This is a genomic window from Streptomyces sp. NPDC091387, from assembly GCF_044756945.1.
Lineage (GTDB): Bacteria > Actinomycetota > Actinomycetes > Streptomycetales > Streptomycetaceae > Streptomyces.
Map to the genome: position 1 here is coordinate 399,772 of NZ_JBIVTZ010000003.1, position 23,162 is coordinate 422,933.

General features: G+C 70.6%; 21 protein-coding genes and 2 pseudogenes. 9 read left to right on the plus strand and 14 right to left on the minus strand.

Annotated elements, in window-relative coordinates; translation table 11 throughout:
- Window positions 1-80: 80 nt before the first annotated feature.
- Window positions 81-2,543 carry a hypothetical protein gene (locus tag ACIQM0_RS08660; RefSeq protein ID WP_401284738.1) on the plus strand — a complete coding sequence of 821 codons (2,463 nt, stop codon included), beginning with the start codon at window positions 81-83 and terminating at the stop codon, window positions 2,541-2,543.
- A 169-nt stretch (window positions 2,544-2,712) separates the two neighbouring features.
- A complete protein-coding gene (locus tag ACIQM0_RS08665; protein WP_401284740.1) occupies window positions 2,713-3,342 on the plus strand; it encodes an alpha-ketoglutarate-dependent dioxygenase AlkB in 630 nt (209 codons plus the stop codon).
- 101 nt (window positions 3,343-3,443) lie between these two features.
- Here ACIQM0_RS08665 and ACIQM0_RS08670 read toward each other — a convergent pair whose 3' ends face one another.
- Window positions 3,444-4,109 carry a recombinase family protein gene (locus ACIQM0_RS08670; RefSeq protein WP_401284743.1) on the minus strand — a complete coding sequence of 222 codons (666 nt, stop codon included), beginning with the start codon at window positions 4,107-4,109 and terminating at the stop codon, window positions 3,444-3,446.
- Between the two features lie 520 nt (window positions 4,110-4,629).
- Between ACIQM0_RS08670 and ACIQM0_RS08675 the strand changes: the two are divergent.
- Window positions 4,630-5,007: pseudogene (locus ACIQM0_RS08675) on the plus strand (phosphatase PAP2 family protein); the annotation flags it as partial.
- 39 nt (window positions 5,008-5,046) lie between these two features.
- Here ACIQM0_RS08675 and ACIQM0_RS08680 read toward each other — a convergent pair.
- The 4 genes from ACIQM0_RS08680 to ACIQM0_RS08695 all read right to left on the minus strand — a co-directional run bounded on the left by ACIQM0_RS08680 (window position 5,047) and on the right by ACIQM0_RS08695 (window position 10,828).
- Entirely contained in the window at window positions 5,047-5,727 is a 681-nt protein-coding gene (locus ACIQM0_RS08680) for a response regulator transcription factor (RefSeq protein WP_123466777.1), read from the minus strand.
- A gap of 7 nt (window positions 5,728-5,734) precedes the next feature.
- The gene (locus ACIQM0_RS08685) at window positions 5,735-7,165 is read right to left on the minus strand and encodes a sensor histidine kinase (protein ID WP_185095675.1); all 1,431 of its coding nucleotides are present in this window, start codon (window positions 7,163-7,165) and stop codon (window positions 5,735-5,737) included.
- A 193-nt stretch (window positions 7,166-7,358) separates the two neighbouring features.
- Window positions 7,359-10,493, minus strand: a complete 3,135-nt coding sequence (locus ACIQM0_RS08690; protein WP_401284747.1) for a Tn3 family transposase — start codon at window positions 10,491-10,493, stop codon at window positions 7,359-7,361.
- 152 nt (window positions 10,494-10,645) lie between these two features.
- The gene (locus tag ACIQM0_RS08695) at window positions 10,646-10,828 is read right to left on the minus strand and encodes a hypothetical protein (RefSeq protein ID WP_363021553.1); all 183 of its coding nucleotides are present in this window, start codon (window positions 10,826-10,828) and stop codon (window positions 10,646-10,648) included.
- Between the two features lie 220 nt (window positions 10,829-11,048).
- On the opposite strand from ACIQM0_RS08695, the pseudogene ACIQM0_RS08700 reads away from it, so the two are divergent.
- Window positions 11,049-11,276 (plus strand): annotated as a pseudogene (locus tag ACIQM0_RS08700) (hypothetical protein); the annotation flags it as partial.
- Window positions 11,277-11,336: 60 nt separating this feature from the next.
- On the opposite strand, the gene ACIQM0_RS08705 reads toward ACIQM0_RS08700, so the two are convergent.
- The 4 genes from ACIQM0_RS08705 to ACIQM0_RS08720 all read right to left on the minus strand — a co-directional run bounded on the left by ACIQM0_RS08705 (window position 11,337) and on the right by ACIQM0_RS08720 (window position 16,025).
- Window positions 11,337-13,496: a permease gene (locus ACIQM0_RS08705; RefSeq protein ID WP_401284750.1), complete on the minus strand. Its 2,160-nt coding sequence runs from the start codon at window positions 13,494-13,496 to the stop codon at window positions 11,337-11,339.
- Window positions 13,496-14,179 carry an ABC transporter ATP-binding protein gene (locus ACIQM0_RS08710; protein WP_401284753.1) on the minus strand — a complete coding sequence of 228 codons (684 nt, stop codon included), beginning with the start codon at window positions 14,177-14,179 and terminating at the stop codon, window positions 13,496-13,498. Before ACIQM0_RS08710 ends, ACIQM0_RS08705 begins: the two co-directional genes overlap by 1 nt.
- A 102-nt stretch (window positions 14,180-14,281) precedes the next feature.
- Window positions 14,282-14,629: a hypothetical protein gene (locus ACIQM0_RS08715; RefSeq protein ID WP_401284756.1), complete on the minus strand. Its 348-nt coding sequence runs from the start codon at window positions 14,627-14,629 to the stop codon at window positions 14,282-14,284.
- Window positions 14,630-15,002: 373 nt separating this feature from the next.
- Entirely contained in the window at window positions 15,003-16,025 is a 1,023-nt protein-coding gene (locus ACIQM0_RS08720; RefSeq protein ID WP_401284759.1) for a hypothetical protein, read from the minus strand.
- 211 nt (window positions 16,026-16,236) lie between these two features.
- On the opposite strand from ACIQM0_RS08720, the gene ACIQM0_RS08725 reads away from it, so the two are divergent.
- Window positions 16,237-16,557, plus strand: coding sequence for a DMT family transporter (locus ACIQM0_RS08725; RefSeq protein ID WP_401284762.1), 321 nt, complete (start codon window positions 16,237-16,239; stop codon window positions 16,555-16,557).
- Complete coding sequence (locus ACIQM0_RS08730; RefSeq protein ID WP_363021562.1) at window positions 16,557-17,093, plus strand: TetR family transcriptional regulator; 537 nt, start codon at window positions 16,557-16,559, stop codon at window positions 17,091-17,093. The genes ACIQM0_RS08725 and ACIQM0_RS08730 overlap by 1 nt, the downstream gene beginning before the upstream one ends.
- A gap of 55 nt (window positions 17,094-17,148) precedes the next feature.
- Here the strand turns inward: ACIQM0_RS08730 and ACIQM0_RS08735 are convergent, their stop codons facing one another.
- Entirely contained in the window at window positions 17,149-18,027 is an 879-nt protein-coding gene (locus tag ACIQM0_RS08735; protein WP_401284766.1) for a winged helix-turn-helix transcriptional regulator, read from the minus strand.
- Between the two features lie 171 nt (window positions 18,028-18,198).
- Here ACIQM0_RS08735 and ACIQM0_RS08740 point away from each other — a divergent pair, with 171 nt between their 5' ends.
- Window positions 18,199-18,429 (plus strand): hypothetical protein, encoded by a 231-nt coding sequence (locus ACIQM0_RS08740; RefSeq protein ID WP_401284768.1) that lies wholly within the window; start codon window positions 18,199-18,201, stop codon window positions 18,427-18,429.
- A gap of 9 nt (window positions 18,430-18,438) precedes the next feature.
- On the plus strand, window positions 18,439-19,428 hold the full coding sequence (gene dapD / locus ACIQM0_RS08745) for a 2,3,4,5-tetrahydropyridine-2,6-dicarboxylate N-succinyltransferase (protein ID WP_401284771.1): 990 nt from the start codon (window positions 18,439-18,441) through the stop codon (window positions 19,426-19,428).
- Here the strand turns inward: dapD and dapA are convergent.
- Window positions 19,425-20,318: a 4-hydroxy-tetrahydrodipicolinate synthase gene (gene dapA, locus ACIQM0_RS08750; RefSeq protein WP_401284774.1), complete on the minus strand. Its 894-nt coding sequence runs from the start codon at window positions 20,316-20,318 to the stop codon at window positions 19,425-19,427. The genes dapD and dapA overlap by 4 nt on opposite strands.
- 301 nt (window positions 20,319-20,619) lie before the next feature.
- Between dapA and ACIQM0_RS08755 the strand changes: the two genes are divergently transcribed.
- Window positions 20,620-21,129 carry a DUF4232 domain-containing protein gene (locus tag ACIQM0_RS08755; RefSeq protein ID WP_401284777.1) on the plus strand — a complete coding sequence of 170 codons (510 nt, stop codon included), beginning with the start codon at window positions 20,620-20,622 and terminating at the stop codon, window positions 21,127-21,129.
- A gap of 20 nt (window positions 21,130-21,149) precedes the next feature.
- On the opposite strand, the gene ACIQM0_RS08760 is transcribed toward ACIQM0_RS08755, so the two are convergent.
- From ACIQM0_RS08760 to ACIQM0_RS08770, 3 genes are read right to left on the minus strand one after another with little or no spacing between them, the layout of a single operon-like run.
- On the minus strand, window positions 21,150-21,593 hold the full coding sequence (locus ACIQM0_RS08760; RefSeq protein WP_401284780.1) for a GNAT family N-acetyltransferase: 444 nt from the start codon (window positions 21,591-21,593) through the stop codon (window positions 21,150-21,152).
- 31 nt (window positions 21,594-21,624) lie between these two features.
- The gene (locus tag ACIQM0_RS08765) at window positions 21,625-21,918 is read right to left on the minus strand and encodes a hypothetical protein (RefSeq protein ID WP_401284783.1); all 294 of its coding nucleotides are present in this window, start codon (window positions 21,916-21,918) and stop codon (window positions 21,625-21,627) included.
- 41 nt (window positions 21,919-21,959) lie between these two features.
- Complete coding sequence (locus ACIQM0_RS08770; protein WP_401284785.1) at window positions 21,960-23,078, minus strand: lipid II:glycine glycyltransferase FemX; 1,119 nt, start codon at window positions 23,076-23,078, stop codon at window positions 21,960-21,962.
- Between the last annotated feature and the right edge of the window lie 84 nt (window positions 23,079-23,162).

The window sequence follows — 23,162 nt, forward strand, 5'->3', positions numbered from 1 at the left end:
TAGGCGACGCGTACACGTCACGGGGGCCTTACGCGTCGCCCCCATGCCCTCAAGGCCCCACACGTGAGGGAAGGCCACTCTTGAACACCGCATTACGGATACCCGAGCGCTGGCGTCTGGCCGGCCGTGTGCTGGCCGCGTTCGGGATCGCCTCGGCGATCACCATGACCGGGCTGCCCGGCATGGAGACCGACACCGCCACCGCCGCGCCGCGCGCCGTCTCGGCCAGGATCAAGCCCGGTGCCCAGCGCTGCGACACGAAGAACCTGGGGCGCGCGGAACAGAGCACGCCGAAGAACTCCGGGTTTCCCGACGACCCCACCGGCTCGAACTTCTCCGCCTGGCAGGGCAAGCCCAAGAACTTCACCTACGAACTGCCGGGCAGGGCGTACGACGGGGTGAAGCCGCCGACGGCCGCCAACAAGGCCGAGGCGATGTCGAAGGTTCCGAACGACACCGAGAAGAACTACAAGGCATGGCAGAAGATCGCGGACGCGTCCGGTGACCCGGAGGACCGCAGGTTCGAGATCTACGCCCGGTACTTCCACAACAAGGAGGGCCTGACCTTCGACCACTGGTTCGAGCAACGGTTCATCCGCAACCAGATCAACAACCACAAGGGATCGTCGTTCGAGCGCCAGCTCGTCCGCGACTTCCGCCTGGTCGGGCCGGACTGGCTGTGCGAGGTCACCGTCGAACTCATCGACGCCCAGGGCAACGTCGTCGACACCCGCCGGTACGACGCCTACAACAAGCGCACCAAGGAGTTCAACGAGTTCAAGTCGAACTCGGAGCTGACGAACAAACAGCTCGCGAAGGACCGGCAGGTCGCCCGGCTCATGCCGGACCACAAGTTCCGGGTCACCGGCGCGAAGGCGTTCACCGCGACCCAGCGCAAGAAGATCGACAACCTGAACCGGTACGTCAACCGGCTGCGGCCCGGCCAGACGAACCAGGTCCGCGGCAACCAGCGGACCTACAACCCCGTCCCGCGGACCAAGCCCATCAAGGGCTACTCCGACCACCAGAGGTGGTTCGCCCCCGGCTGTCAGGGCGGCCAGGGCGGGACACAGCTCGCCGCCGCCTCCAACTGCGGCACCCGCGGCCCGCTGAACGACCGGATCAACGGCTCCGGGAAGACCCTGGAGGAAGCCAAGAGGATCCAGGCCGACGCCCGCCGGCTCGACACCCGGGGCACCCTCCCGCGCGGCGGTCCGGGCGGCGTCGACTTCACCACCCTGGAACTGCGCTACGTCGGCGGCCTGGGCAAGGGCAAGGGCATGCAGTACTCCATGCGTGCCGACCAGATGCCCGACCCCGACGAGAACCCCGGGTTCGGCGGTGAGGCGCGCATGCGGCTCTCCTCCGACGCGCTGTTCACCTGGCTCGCGCTCACACCGGAGAAGTTCTGGGTCAACCTCAACCCGGACGAGCCGGACCGGGTCATGGACGCCACGTTCGGCAGGACCGACGCGGGCCGGGTCCTGCTCGAATCCGACCTGGAGATGAAGCACGACTTCGCCGAGGCCCTCAACCCCGACAAGCACGCCGGCGCCAAGCGGTACTGGGACACCGCGCCCCGCCAGAACGGCATGCCCTGCTTCCCCGGCGTACGCTTCTGGATCGAGCCCAAGCCCGCCCAGGTCCGCGAGCAGGACGGCGGGATCTACATCCTCGACGCACCCCTGAAGGTGTCCACCCAGTGGCTGGACGTCGAGTGGCAGGCACCCGGCTCCGATGAGTGCAAGGACCTGACCGACACGCAGAAGCACGCCATCGAGGCGAACGTCCGCACGAACGTGCTGCCGTTGGTGGAGGAGCGGGTCAACACCGACGCCGACTACGCCGACCTGCGCGCCGTCTACACCGCCCGCGTCGCCGCCGAGTACGTCCGGCAGCAGGACGCGAAGTCCCCGACCGACTTCCACAAGATCATCGACTCGAACGACGCCTCCGCGTGGCCGCTGCGCGCGCCCAACGAGAACTGGACCCGCGAAGGCGTCCACAAGCGTTACATGGACTCCCTCAAGGAGGGCATCGAGTGGTTCGAGCTGGAGTACGGCGGCGAGGTCCACAACCTGGGGGTCGGCGGCGTCGACTTCTCCAAGCAGCCCAAGAAGAACATCTCCCGCACCCGGTTCAACGTCGAACACCGCACCCTGGACACCACCACCAAGACGTCGCTCCAGTCCGATGACGTCTCGTACCAGGAGACCGACACCCTCTACCTGGGTGGTGGCAAACCGACGGAAGGTGACGGCGGGAGCCCCGAGCCCACGCCCACTCCTACCCCCACCTCCACGAAGCCCGGCCCCGACCCGAGCACGCCGGGTGACCACCCGTCGCCCTCGGCCCCGGCCCCGACCCACGCCGGCGGCAACACCCAGCCGCCGGCGAATAGGCCGGACCCGGACGGCGGCCTCGCCGACACCGGCTCCGACACTCCGGTCGGGCTGATCTCGGGCATCGCCGCGGCGGTCGTCGTGGCGGGCGCGGCCCTGATGTGGTGGATGCGCCGCAGGCGTCAGGACGCCACCGGCTGAACCGACCAACGTTGAGGCCGCACGCGCGGCACGCGGAGGGCCTCATCCTTGATGGCGAAGGATGAGGCCCTCTTTGTGTCCTTTGTGCCGCACCGGCTCGCCTGCGCCCGGGGCGGAGCCGCGCGAGCCATATTCGTGCATCTGTTCGATTCGCGCGTAGGCTGGTCCCATGGCAACGCACCAGCTCCAGGGATCGCTCTTCGACCAGGGCGACGACGTGCGCCTGGGCCCGCTGGACGGGATCCGCCGGACGGTCCTCGGCGACGGGGCCTGGATCGACCTGCTGCCGGGCTGGCTCAGCGGCGCCGGGGCGCTGTTCGAGCGGCTGGCCGCGGACGTCCCGTGGAAGGCGGAACGCCGGGAGATGTACGAGCGGGTCGTGGACGTGCCCCGCCTGCTCGCCTTCTACCGGGCCGGCGAGCCACTGCCGCACCCCGTTCTTGACGAGGCGCGCCGGGCCCTGTCCACGCACTACGCCGCCGAGCTCGGCGAGGAGTTCACGACGGCCGGGCTGTGCCACTACCGCGACGGGCGCGACAGCGTGGCCTGGCACGGCGACCGCATCGGCCGGGGCGCCCGCGAGGACACGATGGTCGCCATCCTCTCCGTCGGCACACCCCGCGACCTGCTGCTCCGCCCGCGCGACGGCGGCGCGACCGTCCGCCGCCCGCTGGGGCACGGCGACCTGATCGTGATGGGCGGCTCGTGCCAGCGGACCTGGGAGCACGCCATCCCCAAGTCGGCCCGGTCCGCCGGAGGGCGCATCAGCGTCCAGTTCCGGCCGCGCGGGGTGCAGTAACCCGGTATCCCGGTAACCGGACCGATCCGCCGGACGGGTTCTCGGGTGTGAGTAGTTGAGGTACAGAAAGTGCCGCTGAGATTGATCTTGTTGGAGTTGGCCTACCTCGTCGGCGCTTCGAGCTGACGGGGCACGGCGCCAGCGCGCAGCTCGCGCAGGTCCGGGATGTGGTTGTAGAGGGTGCCCGGGGAGACGCCCAGCAGCTTGGCGATCGAGGTGATCGAGCGGCCGGGGTCGGGCAGTAGATCGCGTGCGGCGCGGATGACTTCCTCGGTGGCGACGCTCGGGCGCCCGCCGACCCGGCCGCGCTCGCGGGCGGCGGCCAGGCCCTCGTTGGTGCCGATGACGATGAGTTCGCGGATGAACTCGGCGAGCGCGGCGAAGACGTGGAAGACGAGCCGGCCGCCGGGGGTGGTGGTGTCCAGGTTCTCGTGCAGCGAGGTGAAGCCGATCCCGCGCTCGCGTAGTTCGGCGACCATGTTGATGAGGTCCTGGAGGCTGCGGCCGTAGCGGTCCAGGCTCGGGACGACGAGGGTGTCGCCGGGGTCGAGGAAGGCGTGGCACGCCTTCAGTTCGGGGCGGAGCGCGTTCTTGCCTGACTTCTTGTCCGCGAAGATCTTCCGGCACCCGGCGGCGGCAAGCGCGTCGAGCTGCCGCTCCAGCTTCTGCCCGCTGGTCGAGACTCGCGCGTATCCGATCTTGATCTCGGTGCGGACGAGTGGTTCGGCGACGAGGAGGCCCGGCTCGGCCGGTTCGAGAGAAGTCATGGCCCCGGATCATGTCAGAAAACGGTGGTTCGGGGTTGTTGAATGACCCAGGTTTTTGAAGGGGTTTTTGAAGGTCCTGCAGGGTCCAGGCGGTCTCGCAAAGCGATCTTCAGAAAACGAAGGTTTGTTGAAGGTCGGGGTGTGTCCGGTGACGCGGAACGAAGGTGCCCGGAGCTGTCAATCCTGACGATCGTCAAGGTCCGATGTTGCCGTTCGTCTCGGGTTCCCAACCGTTCCCGCTTCTACGTTTGGCCTCATGGAACGAGAACCGCGAATGAAGGTCCGAGCCGGTCGGCTGCTCGGCGCGTTGGCCGTCCTGGGCGTGGGAGCAGGAGTTGTCACTTGGCTGTCCCCCGGTGGGCTGGGCGAGGCTGGTGCTGTCGAGGTCACGGGCGGGGCTTCGGCATCCGCGTACCGGTCGGTGGCCGGGGCGGTGGCGGATGCACCGTCGTGGCTGGGCCCGCTCCTGGAAGCGGCCACCGAGGGCACTTTGGTGATCCTCGGAATGCTGCTGGTCTGGATGTGGTGGACGGCAATCCGCCGCAAAGACACACGAGAGGTCGCCGGATCCGTGCTGACCGGTCTCGGCACCGTCGCGGCCTATGCGGTGAGCGAAGCGGTGAAGCTCGTCGTGGACGAGGAGCGTCCTTGCCGTGCGTTACGCGCAGGCGCCGAATCTGTCGCGGAATGCCCCGGAGCGGGGGACTGGTCGTTCCCGAGCAACCACGCCACCCTGGCCGCCGGCCTGGCCGTCGGTCTCGCCGTGCTGCGGCCCCGCCTCGCCGCGGTCACGCTGCCGCTGGCCGGGGCTGCCGCGCTGCTGCGTGTGCTGGTGGGGGTTCACTACCCGCACGATGTGCTCGCCGGCGCGACGCTCGGCGGCGCTGTCGTGGCGGCGGTGCTACTCGCGTTCATGCCCCTTGCTCAATCGGTGGCATCACGGCTGGGAAGGCTGAGGCGGAATGATCCCGGCTTCGTGGGCCACGACCGCGGCAGCGGCACGGTTGTCGACCCCCAGCCTCGCCAGGATGGAACTCACGTGGGCTTTGACCGTACCCTCGACCACATGGAGCCGCCGGGCGATCTGCCCGTTGGACAGGCCGCTTCCGAGAAAGGCCAATACCTCTCTTTCCCTGGCGGTAAGGGCGGCGACCCGGTGGCGGGCGGTGGAGCGCCGACCGGCCAGAGTGCCCGCGCCCGTCGCGGCGAGGTGCGCGATGACCCGAGCCGCGACTTTCGGTGACAGGTAGGCGGCGCCTTCGGCCACCGCTCGGACTCCGGTGATCAGTTCCTCGGGCTCGCCCGACTTGATCAGGAAGCCTGCTGCACCACCGCCGAGCGCTTGGAGGATGTAGTCGTCCTCGCCGAAGGTCGTCAGCATGATGATGTTCGTGGTCGGCACTGTGTTGCGGATTTCCGCAGCGGCGTCGATGCCGTTGATTCCCGGCATGCGGATATCGAGTACGGCCACCGCGGGGCGATGGCGTTGGACCAATTCAACGGCGGCGTGCCCGTCGACGGCCTCGGCGACGACTTCGATGTCCGGATCCGTGGCCAGGACAGCGCGTACCCCTGCGCGGATCATCGGCTCGTCGTCAGCGATCAGCACCCGGATCATCAAGCGCTCACGGGGTGATCGTGTCCAGGGACACCAGGGTGTCCTTCCGGAAGCAGAGCCGGTAGGCGTCGCCGGACCGGTCGTCGAACCGGTCGGCCGTCATCGCGTAGTACTCGCACGTTACGCCGTCTCCTGTCGGCTCGGCAGTCAGCGGTCGATAGTTCGTCTGCCGGTCCGGCAAGAAACGCTCGACCTCGGGACGATCTTGCCCCACATGCAGGCGGGCATAGTCGCGTGGGTCCAGGACCGACTGTGACGCCGACAGTATCTCCCAGCCCATGAGGGCTCCGCTCAGCAAAGCTCCCGTCACGAGGGGCACCATGACCGCGGCGACCAGAGCCCGGCCGACCCGGCGCCGAGCGCGGCGATGTTCCTGCGGCAGTTCGTAACCGCGGGAGGCTGAGTGTGCGAGCGGCGGCGAGGGTGTGTGCGGGATACGCGCGACGACTGCGTAGCCTCCGTCGTGCGGGCCGTGGTCGAACGAACCGCCGGTCAACCGCATACGTTCTTGGAGGCCGATAAGGCCACGCCCTCCACTCCGAGGCCGGGGCCGCTGATTGGCCGCAGACGATGGCGAGCCGTTCTCCACGACGACCTTTGTTTCTGCTGCCGTATGCGTCACGTGGACAGTCACGGTCGCGCCGGACGCGTGCTTGGCAACGTTGGTCAGAGCTTCCTGCACGACCCGGTGAGCTGCACGTTTGACCACGGGCGGCACGTCGTCCGCCTCGCCGCCGGTGCGCAACTCCACTGTGAGGCCGGCCGCGGAAGCCTCGGAGGTCAGACTCGTGAGGCTGGAGTTGGTGGGGTCCATGGGCGTTGCGTCGGTCTCCTCACGCAGGACACCGATCACCTCGCCGAGACGCTCCACCGCGGCCGCGGCTCTGGCTCGGATGTCCCCTGCGGCCTTTTGGTGGTGCTCTTCAAGGTCCGGCGCGAGTTTGAGTGCGCCGGCCGACAGGGCGATCAGGCTGAGGTCATGGCCGAGTACGTCATGCATGTCCTGAGCGATACGCGCCCGCTCGCGCAGCCGGGCTTGATCAGCGATCAGTTGCTGCTCGCGTTGCAGCTGATCGGCAAGCTCCCAACCGGCCCGGACAAGCTGCCGGTACTGGCACCAGAACCGGCCCGCGAACCAGGGCAGCATCGTGGCGGCAACCACCACTGTCACAAAGCGGCTGGCCAGAGGTAGCCAAGCAGGAACGACGGACAGGGCCACCACGCCGGCCGCGAGAATCGCGACCAGAGCGAGCGCTGTCGCCCCCGTCCGTCCAGGACGTCGTCCTGCCAGGAACGCGGCGACGGCAGTCGGGACAGCCCACCACGGGTTCATCACGCTCAGACCGGCGGCCACCGCGGTAGCCGCCGCGAGAATGGCCCCAGGATCAAGTGCCCGCCGTAGAACAGCGGTTCCGGTCGCGGTCCCACCGTTGATCATTGTGCTGTCCACGGAGGTGACAGTACGGACATCGGGCGCCCTCCGACCACTGCCGAAAGTCCAATCTACGTCGGTGACCGGCGGGCACTGAGCGCCGAAACATCCCGCTTCATGCAGGACTTACCGGCTCAACGATCGCCCAGGAGCGCGGATCTGGCGGGTGTCTGCGCGGGACCGTGCTCCCGTTCTGGTCTTACTCGTCGTCGTCCGCGTCTTCTGTCGCGTCCGGATCGCGCAGTGGGCGCAGGCCACTGTGTGGCCCGCTGGCCGCGATGTTGAACTGATAGCGGCCCAGAAAGTTGATGTGCCGGTCCTTGAGCGGAGAGAGCCGGGCCACGTCTTCATCCTTGAGATCGTGGCCCTCAGCGCGGAGCTGTGCGACGGCGGCGTCCAGGTAGCGGGTGTTCCAGAGGACCACGGCGTTGAGGACCAGGCCGAGGGCGGCGAGCTGGTCCTCCTGGCCCTCGCGGTACGCCTGGCGGATCTGGCCCCGGCCGCCGTGGCAGATCGCGCGGGCCAGGCGGTGGCGGGACTCCTGGACGGTGAGCTGCCGGTTCATCAGGCGGCGGTAGGTGTCGTCCATCGGGTCGACCAGGGCGAGCAGGTGCATGGTCTTGTCGAGGCGTCCGTACTCGGCGAACGCGGCGCCCAGCGGGGTGGGGTGGCCTTCGCGGCCGAACATCCGGAGCAGGTCGTAGGCGCGGACCTGGTTGGTGATGAGCGACCCGGCGACCCGGAGCATGTCCGGCCAGTGCGTGGCGATCCTTTTGAGGTTGACCTTGTTGCAGGCCACGGTCTCCAGCGGCCCGTACCCGGCGGCAGGCCCTTCTCCGTCGGGCAGGTCGGCCCGCCAGAACCGCTGGTCTGCCAGGTCACGGAAGCGCGGAGCGAAACGGAAGCCGAGCATCTTGTACAGGCCGAAGGCCATGTCGGAGTACGAGGCGTTGTCGGTTGCGACCATCTCCGGCTTCACCCCGCCGTCGAGGTTCAGCAGGGTGTCCAGGGTGTAGAGGCTGTCGCGCGGCGTGCCGCGCACCACCATCGCGCCGATCCCCGCCACCTGGTCGTTTACTGCATTGAGCCAGGTCACACCGCGTTTGTAACCGTAGTACTTGGGCGAGGGGCCGGTGTTGATGCTCTTGACGGGGACGACGAACCGCAGGCCGTCGACGGAGGCGAGCAGCCCGCCACCCCACATCTGGGCCAGCTCGATACGGGACTGCGCGGCGATCAGCGCGGCGTTCGCCTCGGCGAGGGTATCGGCGCGCACGTAGTTCTGGTCGACGTGGGACAGCCGCGAGCGCGTCAGCGCCTTGCTCTCCGGGTCGATGACCGGGGTCAGGCCGATGTTGCAGCTCTGCGAGACCAGCAGCGCGACCAGGGAGACGAGCAGGCCCTCCATGCGGGTGCGCCGCTCGGAGACGTGGCCGAACGAGTCGAGGAACCCGGTCCAGGAGTGCACCTCGAACAGCAGATCCGGCAGGTCGATCCTCGGGAGCATCGCCTCCGTGGTGGTCTTCAGCCAGGTCAGCGACTCCGGCTCGCCCACCGCGCCGAGCTTGTCCACCGACAGGCGGGCACGGCCGCCTCCCTCGGGGACGACGACCTCCACCTTCGTGTCGTCACCGGCCTCGGCGAGCCGGTCGGCCATCTGCCGCCACGCCGCGTCCAGCCCTCGCGTGAGCTGGGCCAGGTGCTCGCCCGCGTCCTCGGTCAGGGACAGGCCCGCCAGTACGTCGGCGCGCATCGCCTCCCACCGCGCCCCGTCCAGCAGCCGGGCCCGCGGGTCGGCCCACCGGTTCGACGGGGCCGCGAACACGTCGCGCCGGTTCAGCGCGCGGTGCAGCTGCTCCAGCACACACACCACGTACGCGTCCCGGTCGACTGCGCCCTGGGGCAGCTTGGTGTTCGAGAACACCGCCCGCTTCCACATGGCGGGCACCAGCTCGGCGTCGACCTCGCGGGGCAGCAGCGGCCGGTCCTTGACCCTCCGGCGCGAGAGCGAGGGCAGGCGGCGCACCGCCTTCAGGATGCGCCGCCCGGCCGGGGCGGCGCCCAGCGCGTCCGACTCGCCCAGCAGAGCCAGGAAGGGGCGCACAGTGTTGTACCGCAGGGCAAGCTTCTCGCGCATCGCCGCCTCGGCCGACCCGTCGTCCTCCGGCACCAGGGCCTCGACGGTCGCCACCGCCCCGGCCACCGCCGTACGCGGCACGGCCTCCTCCACCGCCGCCCACAGCGCCGCGACGTCGAGGTCCGCATCGTGCTCGGAGACCAGGTCCAGCTCCTCCGTGAGGATCTTCGACGCCTTCGCCAGGATGCGCGCGGCCTTCTCCAGCTGCGGCAGCATCGCCAGGCGCTCCCGCTCCGAGGCCCGCCGCGCCGGGCTGATCAGCCGGTTCGCCATCAACACCGCGAACAAGTCCAGCGCGTCATCGACCGCCTGCGCCTCCAGCTGCCGCACCACCGCCGTCAGCAACGCGGTCCGCCGCGGCTCCGGCGCCCGCTCGATCGTCTGCGCCTTGCTCAGCTGCCCGTACCGGGCCAGCGTGGACAGCCGGTTCACCGGCACCCGGGACAAGTTCACCCGCCCAAGCGCGAACGCGGAGATCTCCTCCACCCGCTCCATGGCCCGCACCATCGCGGTGCCCGTCGACTTCGTCGGCGGCGTCCGCAGCCGCTCCAGCTTCGAGACCCGCTTGCCCTCCGGCACCACCAGCAGCTCAGCCAGCGCCAGCGCGAGCGCGGGATCGGCCCGGTGCGCAGCACGGGCCACCGCCTCGTACACACGCCGCTCGGCCACCGTGCGGGCCTCCGACACCTGCCGGGCCAGCACGCTCACCCCGGGCAGCAGCACCCGGTTCTTGCGCAGCCACGTCACCGAGTGGTTGAACAACGCCACCGGCCCCTCGGCATGCGTCCACGCCCGCCCGTACAGGAAGCCGCGGAACTCCCGCCCCCAGTCCCGGTCGGTGAAGTCCCGGTACTTGAACCGCTCCTGGATCTCCGCTGCGTGCTCGTACGGTGTCCTGCGCCGCTCCGGGTACCGCTTCACGCACGAGGCGTCCGCCATGCCGAGCTGCCCGGCCAGGTACTCCACGACCTCCCACGGCACTGCGAGCGGGTCCTCACCCAGGAACCGGCCGACGTAGCGGACCGTGCAGATCTGCACCGCCATCCCCAGTCGGTGCGCGTCCGTACGGCGCAGCGCGATCAGATCACGGTCGTCGTCATCGAGGAAGAAGAACCGCTCCAGCTCCGGGCGCGTGGGCACCTCGGTGAACGCCCCGTACGCCTCGGCCTGCTCATCAGTCAGAAATTCCACCGGCACGACCGGACCGTAGTCAGCACCGACAGCCACCCGACGATCTTTCCGAGAACCCCAGCGGCACCCCCGGTAGATGTGCTAGCCGACCATGATCAATCTCAGCGGCACTTTCTGTACCGCAACTACTCACACCCGGTTCTAAAACGGGCACGTGTTCAGAACGGGCCCGTGTTCTGCCTCTGGGCGTTCCCCGTCCCCAGGCCCTGTGCGAGCCCCTGCTGCGCCGCCCCGCGCTCCAGCGCGCCGCGTTCCCCCGAGCCGCCTCTGCGCCGGAGTACGACCAGGCACCCGCAGACGGCCGCCGCGAGTACGGCCACCATGGCGATGACAACGATCATGTGTCCCCCGTATGTCGGACAGAACCGTGCTGCGGTTCCGTCGCTGACACGCATTGTCGCTCGCCGCCGGTCGGCTGGGAAGGCCGATGCCGCTTCGGGCACCGCGGAGGCGTTCGCCGGGGGAGAGGGGCGGGCTCCGGCGGGAGGCCGCGGCCGGAGGTCGTCGCGGAAGGGCCGAAGGAAGTCTTGTGCGAACCCTTGACCGCTGCGAGGCCGAACGGTCGTCTACAACACCGACAAGGAGAGCGGCGGCAACCTGCTGATCACCGAGGTCGGCAACGACTTCTCCCGCCGCACTCACCTCGGCGTCCTCTACGACTCGGGCACCGCCGCCCCGGAGAACGGCCGCAGCGCGTCCCCGAGCTTCGGTACGGACCACGGAGTGCCGTACATGGTCCACGAGGCGGGCGCGCGGCTCCAGGGCTCGATCGCCGTCGCCCGCGGCTGACAGGGGGGCGGGGTGCGCCGGACGGTCGCACCCCGCCCCGCCGCCGGCCGGGACACCTCTTCAGTCGGCTGCCGGGCGCCATCGCTCGGCCTCGCGTGCTGCCGCGCGTGCGCCGAGGAATCCGACGGCCAGGGAGACCGCCGCGCACGCGCCGATGCCGGCTGCCAGGACGGTCCAGGACACGGAGCCCTCCTTCACCAGGGCGATGAAGAACACCGAGTGCCATGCGGTCACCGCCCCTGTGACAACGGTCGAGATGAGCAGGGGCACCGTGAGATGCCACGAGGCGACGGACCGGAACACGCGGCGTCGACCGGTCAGGACGGACAGCGGGGCGAGCGCGTGGCGGATCCGGACGAACTCGGCCGCAGCGCTCACCGCTCCGGCCACGAGAACGAAGAGGATGCCGGTGATGCCGAACAGCTGGATCCAGTTCGGCAGGCGGGAACGCGAGGACCCCAGCCAGTTCCCGCCGAGTGCCTCCACCTGTACCGAAGGGTTGGGGAGTGTGAACGCGGCCTGTTTTACCGCGGCGAGCTGCCCGGCGGCGGGGGTCACGACGACGAGGGACTGTGTGCCGTCCGTCTTCACACCGGCAGGGGGTGCCGGGACGAACTCGAAGCCGCCCCACCAGCGGCGCATTTCCTCCACCTGAGCGTTTCCGCCGGTCGGCGCTGTCGCGCCGCCGTGGCACTCCACCCGCAGTACACGCAGGTCGCGACAGGTTCCTGTGACCGTGACCCACGGTTCTCTCGGCGGCCCGGGATCGTGGAACGTACGGCTCAGCAGGACCGCGCCCGCCGGCAGAGCTGAACGGAGGCGGCCGGTCTGTGCCGCGGTCATACTGCTGGGGGTCACCTCGATCACGGTGTCCTTGATCCGCTGATGGGTGGCCACGGCCGCTTGCGAGTGAACGCCCAGCCTGCTTGTCCACACCTGCATCTGGGCGACGATGCCGATACCGATCACCATCGCCAGGGCGAGACGGACGATGACGCCCGGGTGCGCGTGTGTCCATCGCCCGCCGATCAGACGGCCCGCGTGGCCCTTCCGCCGCCCGCTCTCGGCAAGCCATGAGCCCAGATGTCGGGTGAGGAGGGCCACCACGGAGGACAGGAACGCCCACATCACGACGGTCCCTGAGGTGAAGACGAAGAGCTGAGCCCTGCGAGGCATGTACTGGCTCGTCAGGACCAACGCGACCCCCACACCGCAGAGTGTCAGACGCCATGCGGGAACCCGGGAGCTGAAGGACGCGGGGCGGGTGGACGTGCCGTCCCGGTGGATGCGGTGCGTGCCCACCACGATGCCGAGCACGACCAGCAGCGACACCACGGCCGAAGCGGCGGCCATGGGCCAGGCGGCCCGCACATCATGGTGATCGAGGACGTATCCCGTGGGCGCGAGGCGTGTGCTGTGCACGGACGCGACGGCATACGGGACGAGCGCGGTGAGCGTTCCCAGCACGGCCGGGACCGCCGCTTCACCGGTGTTGACGATCATGCGGTGCCGCCATGTGCCGCCCAGTGCCTGCAGCAGACCGCCGCGTCGGTCACGGGTGCGGGAGCCGACCCGTGCGGCGACGACGGTCAGAGCGAGCGCGGGCAGTCCGGCCAGGGCCCACAGCGCGAGGAGAGGAGAGCTCACCGCCGGCTGATCGACCATCTCTCCCGTCGCTCCGCCGTTGCTGCCGAAGGCCGACACGGGAAGCCACCGGCGATCGTTCCTGGGGGCCCCGTCTCCCACCCGGACGTAGGCGATCCGTTCGGAGGGTGTGACCAGGCCGTCCGTGGTGATGGTGCCGGCGAACCTCCCGTAGCGAGTCAGGATTCCTTCCCCGCTGCCGGTCCTGACGAGTTCGGGAGAGAGCAGGACTTCGCCCGGCTTCGGCCAGCGGGTCACACCGGCGGGAACGGGAGCCCCGGCGGTGAGTGGCCGTACGAACACGAGGGAGACGGGTCTGCCGCCGACGGAGTCGCCCCCCTGCCGGTACAACAGGGCGGCATCCCTGCCCAGGTCCACCACTGGCCCCCGGGCCTGCGCCCTGGTCTCCCGGCCGTCGTACGTCGCGAGCGTGGCCACGGTTGCCAGGACGACGAAGGCAACGGCGGCCGCCGCGCCGAACAGGCCCCACCATCGCAAGCGGTCGCCCGGCGTGGACCGGCCGGCGGCGAGACCGATCCTGAGCAGTTTGGACGTGGTGCGGAACCTGTTCCCCATCACAGCGCCCTTGCTTCGGCCAGGATCCCGCCGCGCAGTTCTTGGCGCCGGTCGGCACGGCCGGCCACCGAGAGGTCGTGGGTGACGACCAGCAGTGCGCAGCCACGGTCCCGGGCGGCCGTGAACAGGAGGGTGGCGACAGCCTCCTTGGCGTCCGGGTCGAGGGCGCCGGTGGGTTCGTCGGCGAGCAGCACGGCGGGTTCCGTGATCAGGGCGCGGGCGACGGCGGTCCGCTGGCGCTCACCGCCGGAGAGCATGCCGGTCGGAGTGGAGCCGGCGGGGACACCGAGCGCACCGAGGAGTTCCTCCGCGCGCCGGTACGCGTCCTGATGCCGTCCTCCGTCGAGCAGGACCGGCAGGGCGACATTCTCCACCGGGCTCAGTTCAGGGAGGAGTTCGCCGAACTGGAACACCATGCTCAACGTCTCCCGGCGCGCTCGGGCGAGCCGCGCGGATCCGAGTCCGGTGATGTCTCTTCCCCCGGCGGTGACCGTGCCCGACTGCGGCTTGATCAGCCCGAGTACGCACATGAGCAGGGTTGACTTGCCTGACCCGCTGGGGCCGGTCACGGCGACCGACTCGCCCCGGGGCACGGACAGTTCCACGCCGTCGAGGAGAGTCCGCCCTCCGACCTGGTAGCGCAGGTTGCTGATATGGAGCCCGGACGAGTCCTTCTGGTACACCGAACGTGCCTCTTGTCTCGGGAATGCTCTTGTCTCAGGAATGGGGGTGCCGCACCGGCCCTGGTCGGTCCGGTGCGGCAGGAACAGCCTTGAGAATTCCGGTTACGGGAATTTCCAGCCCGAGCAGTCGTCCGGCGCACCGTAGTTCTCGTCACAGACCTTGAACTCGTAGATGCTCGACCCGTCGGCCGAGTACGAGGTGGTTCCGGGGCCACTGTGGTTCCACAGCGTGTGCTTCGATCCCACGTTGTTGATCCGGTAGTACTCCGCCTTCACCGGGTCCCCGTCTCTGCTGTTGTCCTTGACGGCCACCATCCCGCTGTCGGCCTTGGCCGGAGACCAGCCGTGCGCACCCCCGGCGTAGGCGTCCACTGCTGCCGCCGCCGTGGCCGTGGGCACGGCGATGGCGAGGGTGAACAGCGCAGCCGCAACGATCTTCGTACGTGTCATTGGTGCGTACTCCTTCAGCCGGCGAAGTCCAGAACACGGAAGGGAGCCTCAGCCACAGGACATGCGGCTGCCGCTGATACGTCGTGCTCCTCAGATGTCTCTGAGCCAAAGCCCCCGCGACGGCCGATTAATCGCACAAGTGAGCTACGGATAACAAGAGATGGCTTGCCCTCCACCATCCGCCGCGAGGGTGCACTTCTCGTTGCGACATGCGCAACGTCGCTGTACGCGGGTTGGGATATCCGGGGCGGGCAGGCAGAAGACAACCGGGATCGGCAATCCGGCCCGGACGTGATCGACCAGAAACCGCCCTCGGAATCCAGGCCTCCGCACCCACCGGCGCGACGGGTCCAGCCGTGCCGGCGAGGCGGACTCAGCCCGTGTACTGCGGCGGTACCGCGGCGGCCTCGGCGAGGACCGGGCCCAGGTTCTCGGCGCGGATGCGGCGGTCCACGTACAGCAGTCCGGTCACCAGCGGCGGGAAGGTGGCCACGATCAGCTGGCTGACCAGCTGTCCGATCATGACGGCGATCAGATAACCGCTCATCGCGACGACGACCGAGGCCGGGTTCGGGTCGTCGCCCAGGTTCGCCGAGCCGAGCATCCCCGAGAACATCCCGAGGAACGTGAACGGCAGCTGGATCAGATAGCTCGCGACCCCCGCGATGGCGCCCGCCAGCAGGCTGATGCCGAAGATCCGCCACCAGTCGCCGCGCACCAGCACGGACGAACGGCGCAGCGCCGCGATGGGGCCCTGGTTCTCGAAGACCACGGCCGACGGCGCCAGGCTGAACTTCACCCAGAGCCAGACCGCCAGCGGCGCCGTCGCCAGGGCGCCGAGCAGGCCGACGACGACCAGCGTGACCGAGGCACCGTCACCGCCGCCCGCGCTCGCCAGGCCGATGATGAGGGCGACGACACCGGACCAGGCCAGCAAGAGGGGGATCATCGCGATCACCCAGGTCAGGAATACCGTTCCGATCACCGCGGGCACCCGTGCCCAGGCCCGCTGCCAGACGGCGGTGAAGGTGGTCGGCCGGCCCAGGACCGCTTCCTGGAGGACCGCGGGTACGGCCGCGTACATCAGGGCCGTCGAGAGCACGGCCGCGATCAGGCACACCAGCGCGACCGAGCAGAGGGCGATCACCACCGGTGCCCAGTCCTCGGTCCTGGGGTCCTCGTCGTAGCTGAGCGAGAACATCCGGTGCAGGTGGTCGGAGGTCGCGGAGTAGGCGATCGCGACCGCTGCCACGACCACGGCCAGCGCCCCGCCGTACACGGCCGCGCCGACGCCGAACAGCTGCTTGCCGTGGCGGCCCACGGTGGAGAAGGCGCCGTTGAATATGTCCCCGAGCCTCAGCGGCCCCAGGGGTATCACCCCGGGCTTGGGCGGCATCCAGCCGCCGCCCCAGCCGCCCCAACCGGGCGGCCCTCCGGGAGGCCCCCCGTACGGCGCGCCCCCGTACGGCCCGCCGCCCCACCCTGCGTCCTGCGCCACTGCTGCTCCGCCTGTCAGTCGGTCATGTACATGGACGGGCCACCGTATCGCCCCCGGTGCCCGGACGGCCCCGGACTTTCCGCACGGGCCGATGCGTACACTCGTACACATGGGATATGGACTGCTGGCCGCGGCCATCGCGGCCGAGGTGGCCGGGACGACCGCCATGAAGTACAGCGAGGGTTTCACCCGGCTCTGGCCCTCACTGATCACCGTCGTCGGCTATCTGCTCGCCTTCTCGCTGCTCGCCCAGACCCTCAAGACCATGTCGATGGGCACCGCCTACGCGATCTGGGCCGGCATCGGCACCGCCGCCGTCGCCGTCATCGGGATGCTGTTCATGGGGGAGTCCGGCAACCTGGTCAAGCTCGCGGGCATCGCGCTGGTCATCGCCGGTGTCGTGGTGCTCAACCTGGGCGGTGCGCACTGATGGCACGGCGGTACGACCCCGAGCGGCGCGCCCGGATCATCGACGCGGCGATCCGGGTGGTCGGCGCCAAGGGCATCGCCGGACTCAGCCACCGCTCCGTCGCGGCCGAGGCCGATGTGCCGCTCGGCTCGACCACGTACCACTTCGCCTCGCTGGACGAGCTGTTGACCGCCGCGCTCCGCCGGTCGAACGAGAACTTCGCCGGGCTCATGCGGGAGAGCCGCGCCCTCGCCGACCCGGCCGCCGACCTCGCGGCCGAACTCGCCCGGCTGCTCGGGGAGTTCTTCGGCGGCGGCCGGGGCCGGGCGGAGCTGGAGTACGAGCTCTACCTCGCCGCCCTGCGCAGGCCCGCGCTGCGGCCGGTCGCCGCCGAGTGGACCGACGACACGGCCGCGCTCCTCGCGGCACGCACCGATCCGGCGACCGCGCGGGCCCTGATCGCGCTGATGGACGGGATCTGCCTCCAGGTCCTGCTCACCGGCGGGGTCTACGACGAGGCGTACGCGCGCGAGATGCTGGGCCGGATCACCGGCTGAGCGGACGCGGCCGGGGCGGCGCGGGATCGGGCCGGCGGGACCGCTGGATCAGCGTCTATCCCGCGGCCCGGACCGCGGCCAGCGCCGCCCGCACGCTCTGTTCGATGTCGGTGATCGGGTACAGCGCCTCGCGGACCGTGCGGTCCCGGTCCACCACCAGCGTCAGCCGCTTCAGCCGGCTGATCCCGGCGGCCCGGAACGTCGGCAGCCGCAGTGCCGCCGTCAGCTCCAGTCCGGCGTCCGACAGGAGCGGGAAGCGCAGCCGCTCCGCCTCCGCGAACGCCCGCTGCTCGTCCGGGCGCTGGGTGGAGACGCCGTGCACCGTCGCGCCCGCCGCCGTGAACTCGGCCAGCTGGTCGCGGTAGGTGCGCGATTCGAGGGTGCAGCCCCGCGCGCCGGGAATCCCGGACCAGTCCGGCGGATAGGACTCCGGGCGGGCGTAGGCGCCGGGGAAGAAGTACAGGACGGTGTACGGGGTGGCCGCCGCGACCGGGTCGTGCTCGCCGCCGGTGTGGAACGGCAGGCTCAGCTCCGGCAGCCGGGTGCCCACCAGCGCGTGCACCCGTGCGGCCTCCTGCGAGGACTCCTGTGTGGTCGCCATGGTCGCTCCGTCTCCCGTCACCCAGGCGTCGCCCCAGTCCTGGAGCGCGATCAGTACCGGCAGCAGGGCGCGGCCGCGCGGGGTCAGCCGGTACTCGTACCGGGCGGGCCGTTCCTGGTAGGGCTCCCTGGACAGCACGTCCGCCTCGACCAGCAGCCGCAGCCGCTCGGTCAGGACCTTGCGGGACACGCCGAGTTCATGCTGGAGGGCGTCGAAACGGTGCACCCCGCGCGCCGTGTCCCGCACGATCAGCAGGGTCCACCAGTCGCCGACCACGTCGAGCGCCTGGGCGATCGCGCAGTCGGCGTCGGCCAGGCTGGTGCGGTGGGGCATGGGGTTCCTCCGTCACGTCGGACGGTCGTTCAACTGGATCGACCTGCGGAGAACATGCTGCCACAGTCCGTTCCCAAGGGGAACTTTCTCGATCCGCGATGCGGTCACCGCGCATGCCGGCCTCTGGCGGCAGAGCCGAAACCACGCGACAAGCAGGACCTGTCCGAGCAGATGACACCGGATACCGAGGCGCCCCCGGAGATGAACTTCTACGACGTGGGCGTCCAGGGCGACCCGCGGGTCCTCACCACCCTGGTGGGCCTGCTCGACACCCCGACCCCGACTTCGCCGTCGTCACGCCGTGACCACCGATGCCCGGCTGCCGCTCCCGCTGCCGGCCTCCGGACGCCGCGACGCCCGGAGGCCGAGACCGGTTCGCCGGGGCGGCCCCCGGCCGGTTAGGTTCTGGTCATGACCGACACGACTTCCACCCGTACCACCGGCGCCGTCGCCGCCGGCCTCGCCACCATCGCCGGCGACGGTTCCGTTCTCGACACCTGGTTCCCCGCGCCCGAGCTCACCGCGGAGCCCGGCCCGGCCGGAACCGAGCGGCTCACCCCCGACCGTGCCGTCAACCTGCTCGGCGAGGGCGCCGCCAAGGCCATCGGCGTGGACGCCCGCCGCGGGGTCGAGGTGGTCGCCGTGCGCACGGTCATCGGCTCGCTCGACGACAAGCCGCTCGACGCGCACGACGCGTACCTGCGGCTGCACCTGCTCTCGCACCGCCTCGTCCAGCCGCACGGCCAGAACCTGGACGGCCTGTTCGGCCTCCTCACCAACGTGGCCTGGACCTCGCTCGGGCCGGTCGCCGTCGACGACCTGGAGAAGGTGCGGCTGAACGCCCGTGCCGAGGGCCTGCACCTCCAGGTGACCTCGGTCGACAAGTTCCCGCGCATGACGGACTACGTCGCGCCGAAGGGCGTGCGGATCGCCGACGCCGACCGGGTGCGGCTCGGCGCGCACCTGGCCTCGGGCACCACCGTGATGCACGAGGGCTTCGTCAACTTCAACGCCGGCACCCTCGGTACCTCCATGGTCGAGGGCCGCATCTCCGCGGGCGTCGTCGTCGGCAACGGCTCCGACATCGGCGGCGGCGCCTCCACGATGGGCACCCTCTCCGGCGGCGGCAAGGAGCGCATCGTGATCGGCGAGCGCTGCCTGGTCGGCGCGGAGGCCGGGGTCGGGATCGCGCTCGGCGACGAGTGCGTCGTCGAGGCCGGTCTGTACGTCACCGCCGGTACCCGGGTCACCCTGCCGGACGGCCAGGTCGTCAAGGCGCGCGAGCTCTCCGGCGCCTCGAACATCCTCTTCCGCCGTAACTCGGTGACCGGCACCGTAGAGGCCCGCCCGAACAACGCGGTCTGGGACGGCCTCAACGACGTCCTGCACAGCAACGGCTAACAAACCGCCCGCAGTTCCTCGTACGCCTCTCGCAGCCCGTCGGCCGCCTCGCGCCCGGCGGGCTGCAGCGGTTCCCGGACCGGGCCCGCGTCCAGCAGCGCCTTCGCGGTCACCGTGCCGGGCAGCCCGGACGCCATCATCAGCTCGACGAGCGGCGCCAGGAGCCCGTTCAGCCGCGCCGCCCCGGCGGTGTCCCCGGCATCGAACGCGTCCAGCACCGCCCGCAGCCGGCGAGGCACCACGTTGGCGACGGTGCTGACGTAGCCCGCGCCGCCCACCGCGTACAGCGGCAGGTTCAGCTCCTCGCAGCCCGAGTAGTACGCGAGCGCGGTGGCGGCGATCACCCTCGTCGCGCCCAGCAGGTCCTGCGAGCAGTCCTTCACCGCCACGACGCGCGGGTGCTCCGCCAGCCGCAGCACCGTGTCCGGTTCGATGCGGGTGCCGGTGCGGCCGGGGATGTCGTACAGCATCAGCGGGAGGCCGGTGGACTCGGCGACCCGCAGGAAGTGCGCCTCGACGGCGGTCTGCGGCGGACGGCTGTAGTACGGCGTCACCACCAGCAGGCCGTCGGCGCCCGCCCGTTCCGCCTGCCGCGCCAGCTCCACGGTGTGCCGGGTGTCGGCGCTGCCGACACCCGCGACCACAGGCACCCGCGCGCCGACCGCTTCCCGCACCGCGCGCAGCAGCGCGGTCTTCTCGGCGTCGGAGGTGGTCGGGGACTCGCCGGTGGTGCCGCTGAGCACCAGGCCGTCGCAGCCGGCCGCGACCAGTGCCGCGGCGTGCCCGGCGGCCGCGTCCGGATCGAGGGCGCCCTCGGCGGTGAACGGGGTGATCATGGCGCAGAGGGCACGGCCGAAGGGGCGCGGGCGGGGTGCTGCGGGAGGCGTCATGTCCGGAGTGTCCGCCCACCGGACCGTGAAGGTCTACTTAGTTCTTCTTCGGGTGAGGCTGAAGGAAAGCTCAACAATCCGGTGCTCTGGCATGATCGGCCGCACATCGGGGCGGGCTGACGTGGGGGGCGGACACATGGGCGTGCGGGCACTGTGGGGGACGGGAACACGGAGAGCTGTCCCGGCGGCGCTGACCGTGGCGGGAGCGCTCACCCTGTCCGGGTGCGCGGGGTTCCTCGTGCCGGCGGGGGAGGGGGAGGTGGGCCCGAGCCCGTCGCACACCGCGTCCGCGGGGGTGCACGTGAGCACACCGTCTCCCCTGGACATCGCCTCCCCGCCCGCCGTGCGTCCGGGGGCGCCCGTCCGCCCGACCCCGGCACCCTCCGCCACCGGCTGCCCGGACTCGGGCCTCGTCGTGGACATGGGCCCCGTGCAGGCGGCCCTCGGCCACCGGGCCGTCGGGCTCACCCTGACCAACTGCGGCGGCAAGCCCGTCCGGGTCGACGGCTACCCCTCGGTCCAGGCCGTCGACGAGAACGGTGACGCGCTGCCGGTGAAGGTGAACCCGGGCTCGTCGTACATGGGCCAGGACAAGGGCCCGGAAGAGGTCATGCTGGCCCCGGGGAAGACCATGCGGTCGCTCCTGGTCTGGGTCTCCACCCCGACCGGCGGCGACCTGATCGAGGGCGACGCGCTGGAGATCGCCCCGGCGCCCGGCCTGGAGGCGCGCACCTTCCCGCTGGAGGGCAGCGACGTACGGCTGCTCGACGAGTTCAACATGACGGGCTGGCGGACCTCGACGGCCGAGTGACCTTCGCGGACGGGGCCCGTTCAGAGGGCGAGCTTGAAGCCCTCGTGGCTCGCGGCGAAGCCCAGCGAGGCGTAGAACCGGTGCGCATCCGTCCGGTTCTTGCCACTGGTCAGCTGGACCAGCGCGCAACCCCGCCGCCCGGCCCGCTCGACGGCCCGCTCCATCAGTTCGCGCCCGAGCCCACCGCCCCGCCGGTCCGGCCTGATCCGCACGGCCTCGATCAGCGCCCGCTCGGCACCGTGCTTGCCGAGCCCCGGAACATAGGTCGCCTGGAGGCAGCCGACCACCGTGCCGCCGTCCACCAGCACCAGGATCTCGTTGCGTGCATCGTCCGTTATATCGGTGAACGCCTTCTCGTAGGCCTCGTCCACGACGACAGAGGCCGGGTCGACGACCACGTCCTCGTCGGCGAGCAGGGCGAGTACGGCGGGCAGGTCCTGGCGGGTGGCGGTACGCAGGTTCACACCCCGGATTCTGGCACGGTGGCCCGGCGCGTCAGTATCCGGACAGCACCCCGGCCCCATGGCCGACCGGCACGGTGTGGGTCACCCACGCACCGCCGGCGAGCAGATGCGGCAGGAACGGCATCGGCTCGGGCAGATGGCCGGGGACGGCGTCACGCAATGCCGGGCCGCTCTGCCGGCAGGTGCTGGGCGCCGTGGCCGGCACGCTGCCCGCGAAGGCGATGGTGACCGGGCGGTGGACATGACGGCCGGCACGCGTACCACTCCGGGGTGCGCGGCAACCACCGCGGCCCAGCGCGTCGCCATCCGCCCCGGGGCCCGTCACACGGTCGCCGGCGCCCGCGCGCACCCGCTGTGGGACCCGGCCTAACGCCTGGCCATGTACAGGCCGAACGCCTTGTGCAGCAGCCTGTTGACCGGATAGTCCCACTCGCCGACGTACTCGGCGGCCCGGCCGCCGGTGCCCGCCTTGAAGCGCAGCAGGCCCATCAGGTGGTTGCCCTCGTCGAGGGTGTCGGTGATGCCGCGCAGATCGTAGACGGTCGCGCCCCGCTCGTGCGCGTCGCTCATCATCCGCCACTGGATCGCGTTGTTGGGCTGCACCTCGCGCCGGCGGCTGGTGGAGGCACCGTAGGAGTACCAGACGTGCGTCCCGACCGTCAGCATCGTCGCCGCGGAGAGGACCTCCCCGTCGTGGTGCGCGAGGTAGAGCCGCATCCGTTCGGGATCCTCGGCGCGCAGCGCGGTCCACATGCGCTGGAAGTAGTCGAGCGGGCGGGGGATGAACCGGTCGCGCTCGGCCGTCTCGCGGTACAGCTCGTAGAAGGCCGGCAGGTCGTCGCGGCCGCCCTCGACCACCTTGACGCCCGCCTTCTCCGCCTTCTTGATGTTGCGCCGCCACTGCTGGTTCAGCCCGCCGCGGATCTCCTCCAGCGACAGTCCGGCGAACGGCACCTGGAAGACGTACCGGGGCTGGCCGGCGCTGAAGCCGTCCGTGCCGCCGTCCTCGCCCTGCTGCCAGCCCAGCCGGCGCAGCTGGGCCACCAGCTCGGCGGCCCCCGGCTCGCTCACGTCCGGCTCGACGTCGCGGAGCCTGCGCGCGGCCGGATCGGGGATGGCGTCCTTGACGGTCTGCGCCTCCCAGCGGCGGGCGATCACCGGCGGGCCCATCCGTACCGTGAACGCGCCCCGCGCCTTGACATGGGCCACCAGCGGATCCAGCCAGAGGCGCAGGTCGCCCTCGTGCCACGGGATGACCGGCCCCTCCGGCAGATAGGCGAGATACCGCTTCACCCGGGGGATCGGCCGGTACAGCACCAGCGCGGCGCCGACGATCCGCCCGGCCTCCGACCAGCCGATGCTCTCCGCGTGCCAGTCCGGCTTCACCTCGCCCCACGACGGGACCTGCATATGACTCGCGGAGCCCCGCTCCGCGACAAACGCCAGGTGCTGTTCGCGCGTGATGGCCTCGACCCGCAGCGACATCCGGTACTCCGTTCGTTGTCCGATTCGTCAGCCTAACGACGACGGCGCGGCCCGCAGTTGACCTCAAGCGCACTTGACGTCACA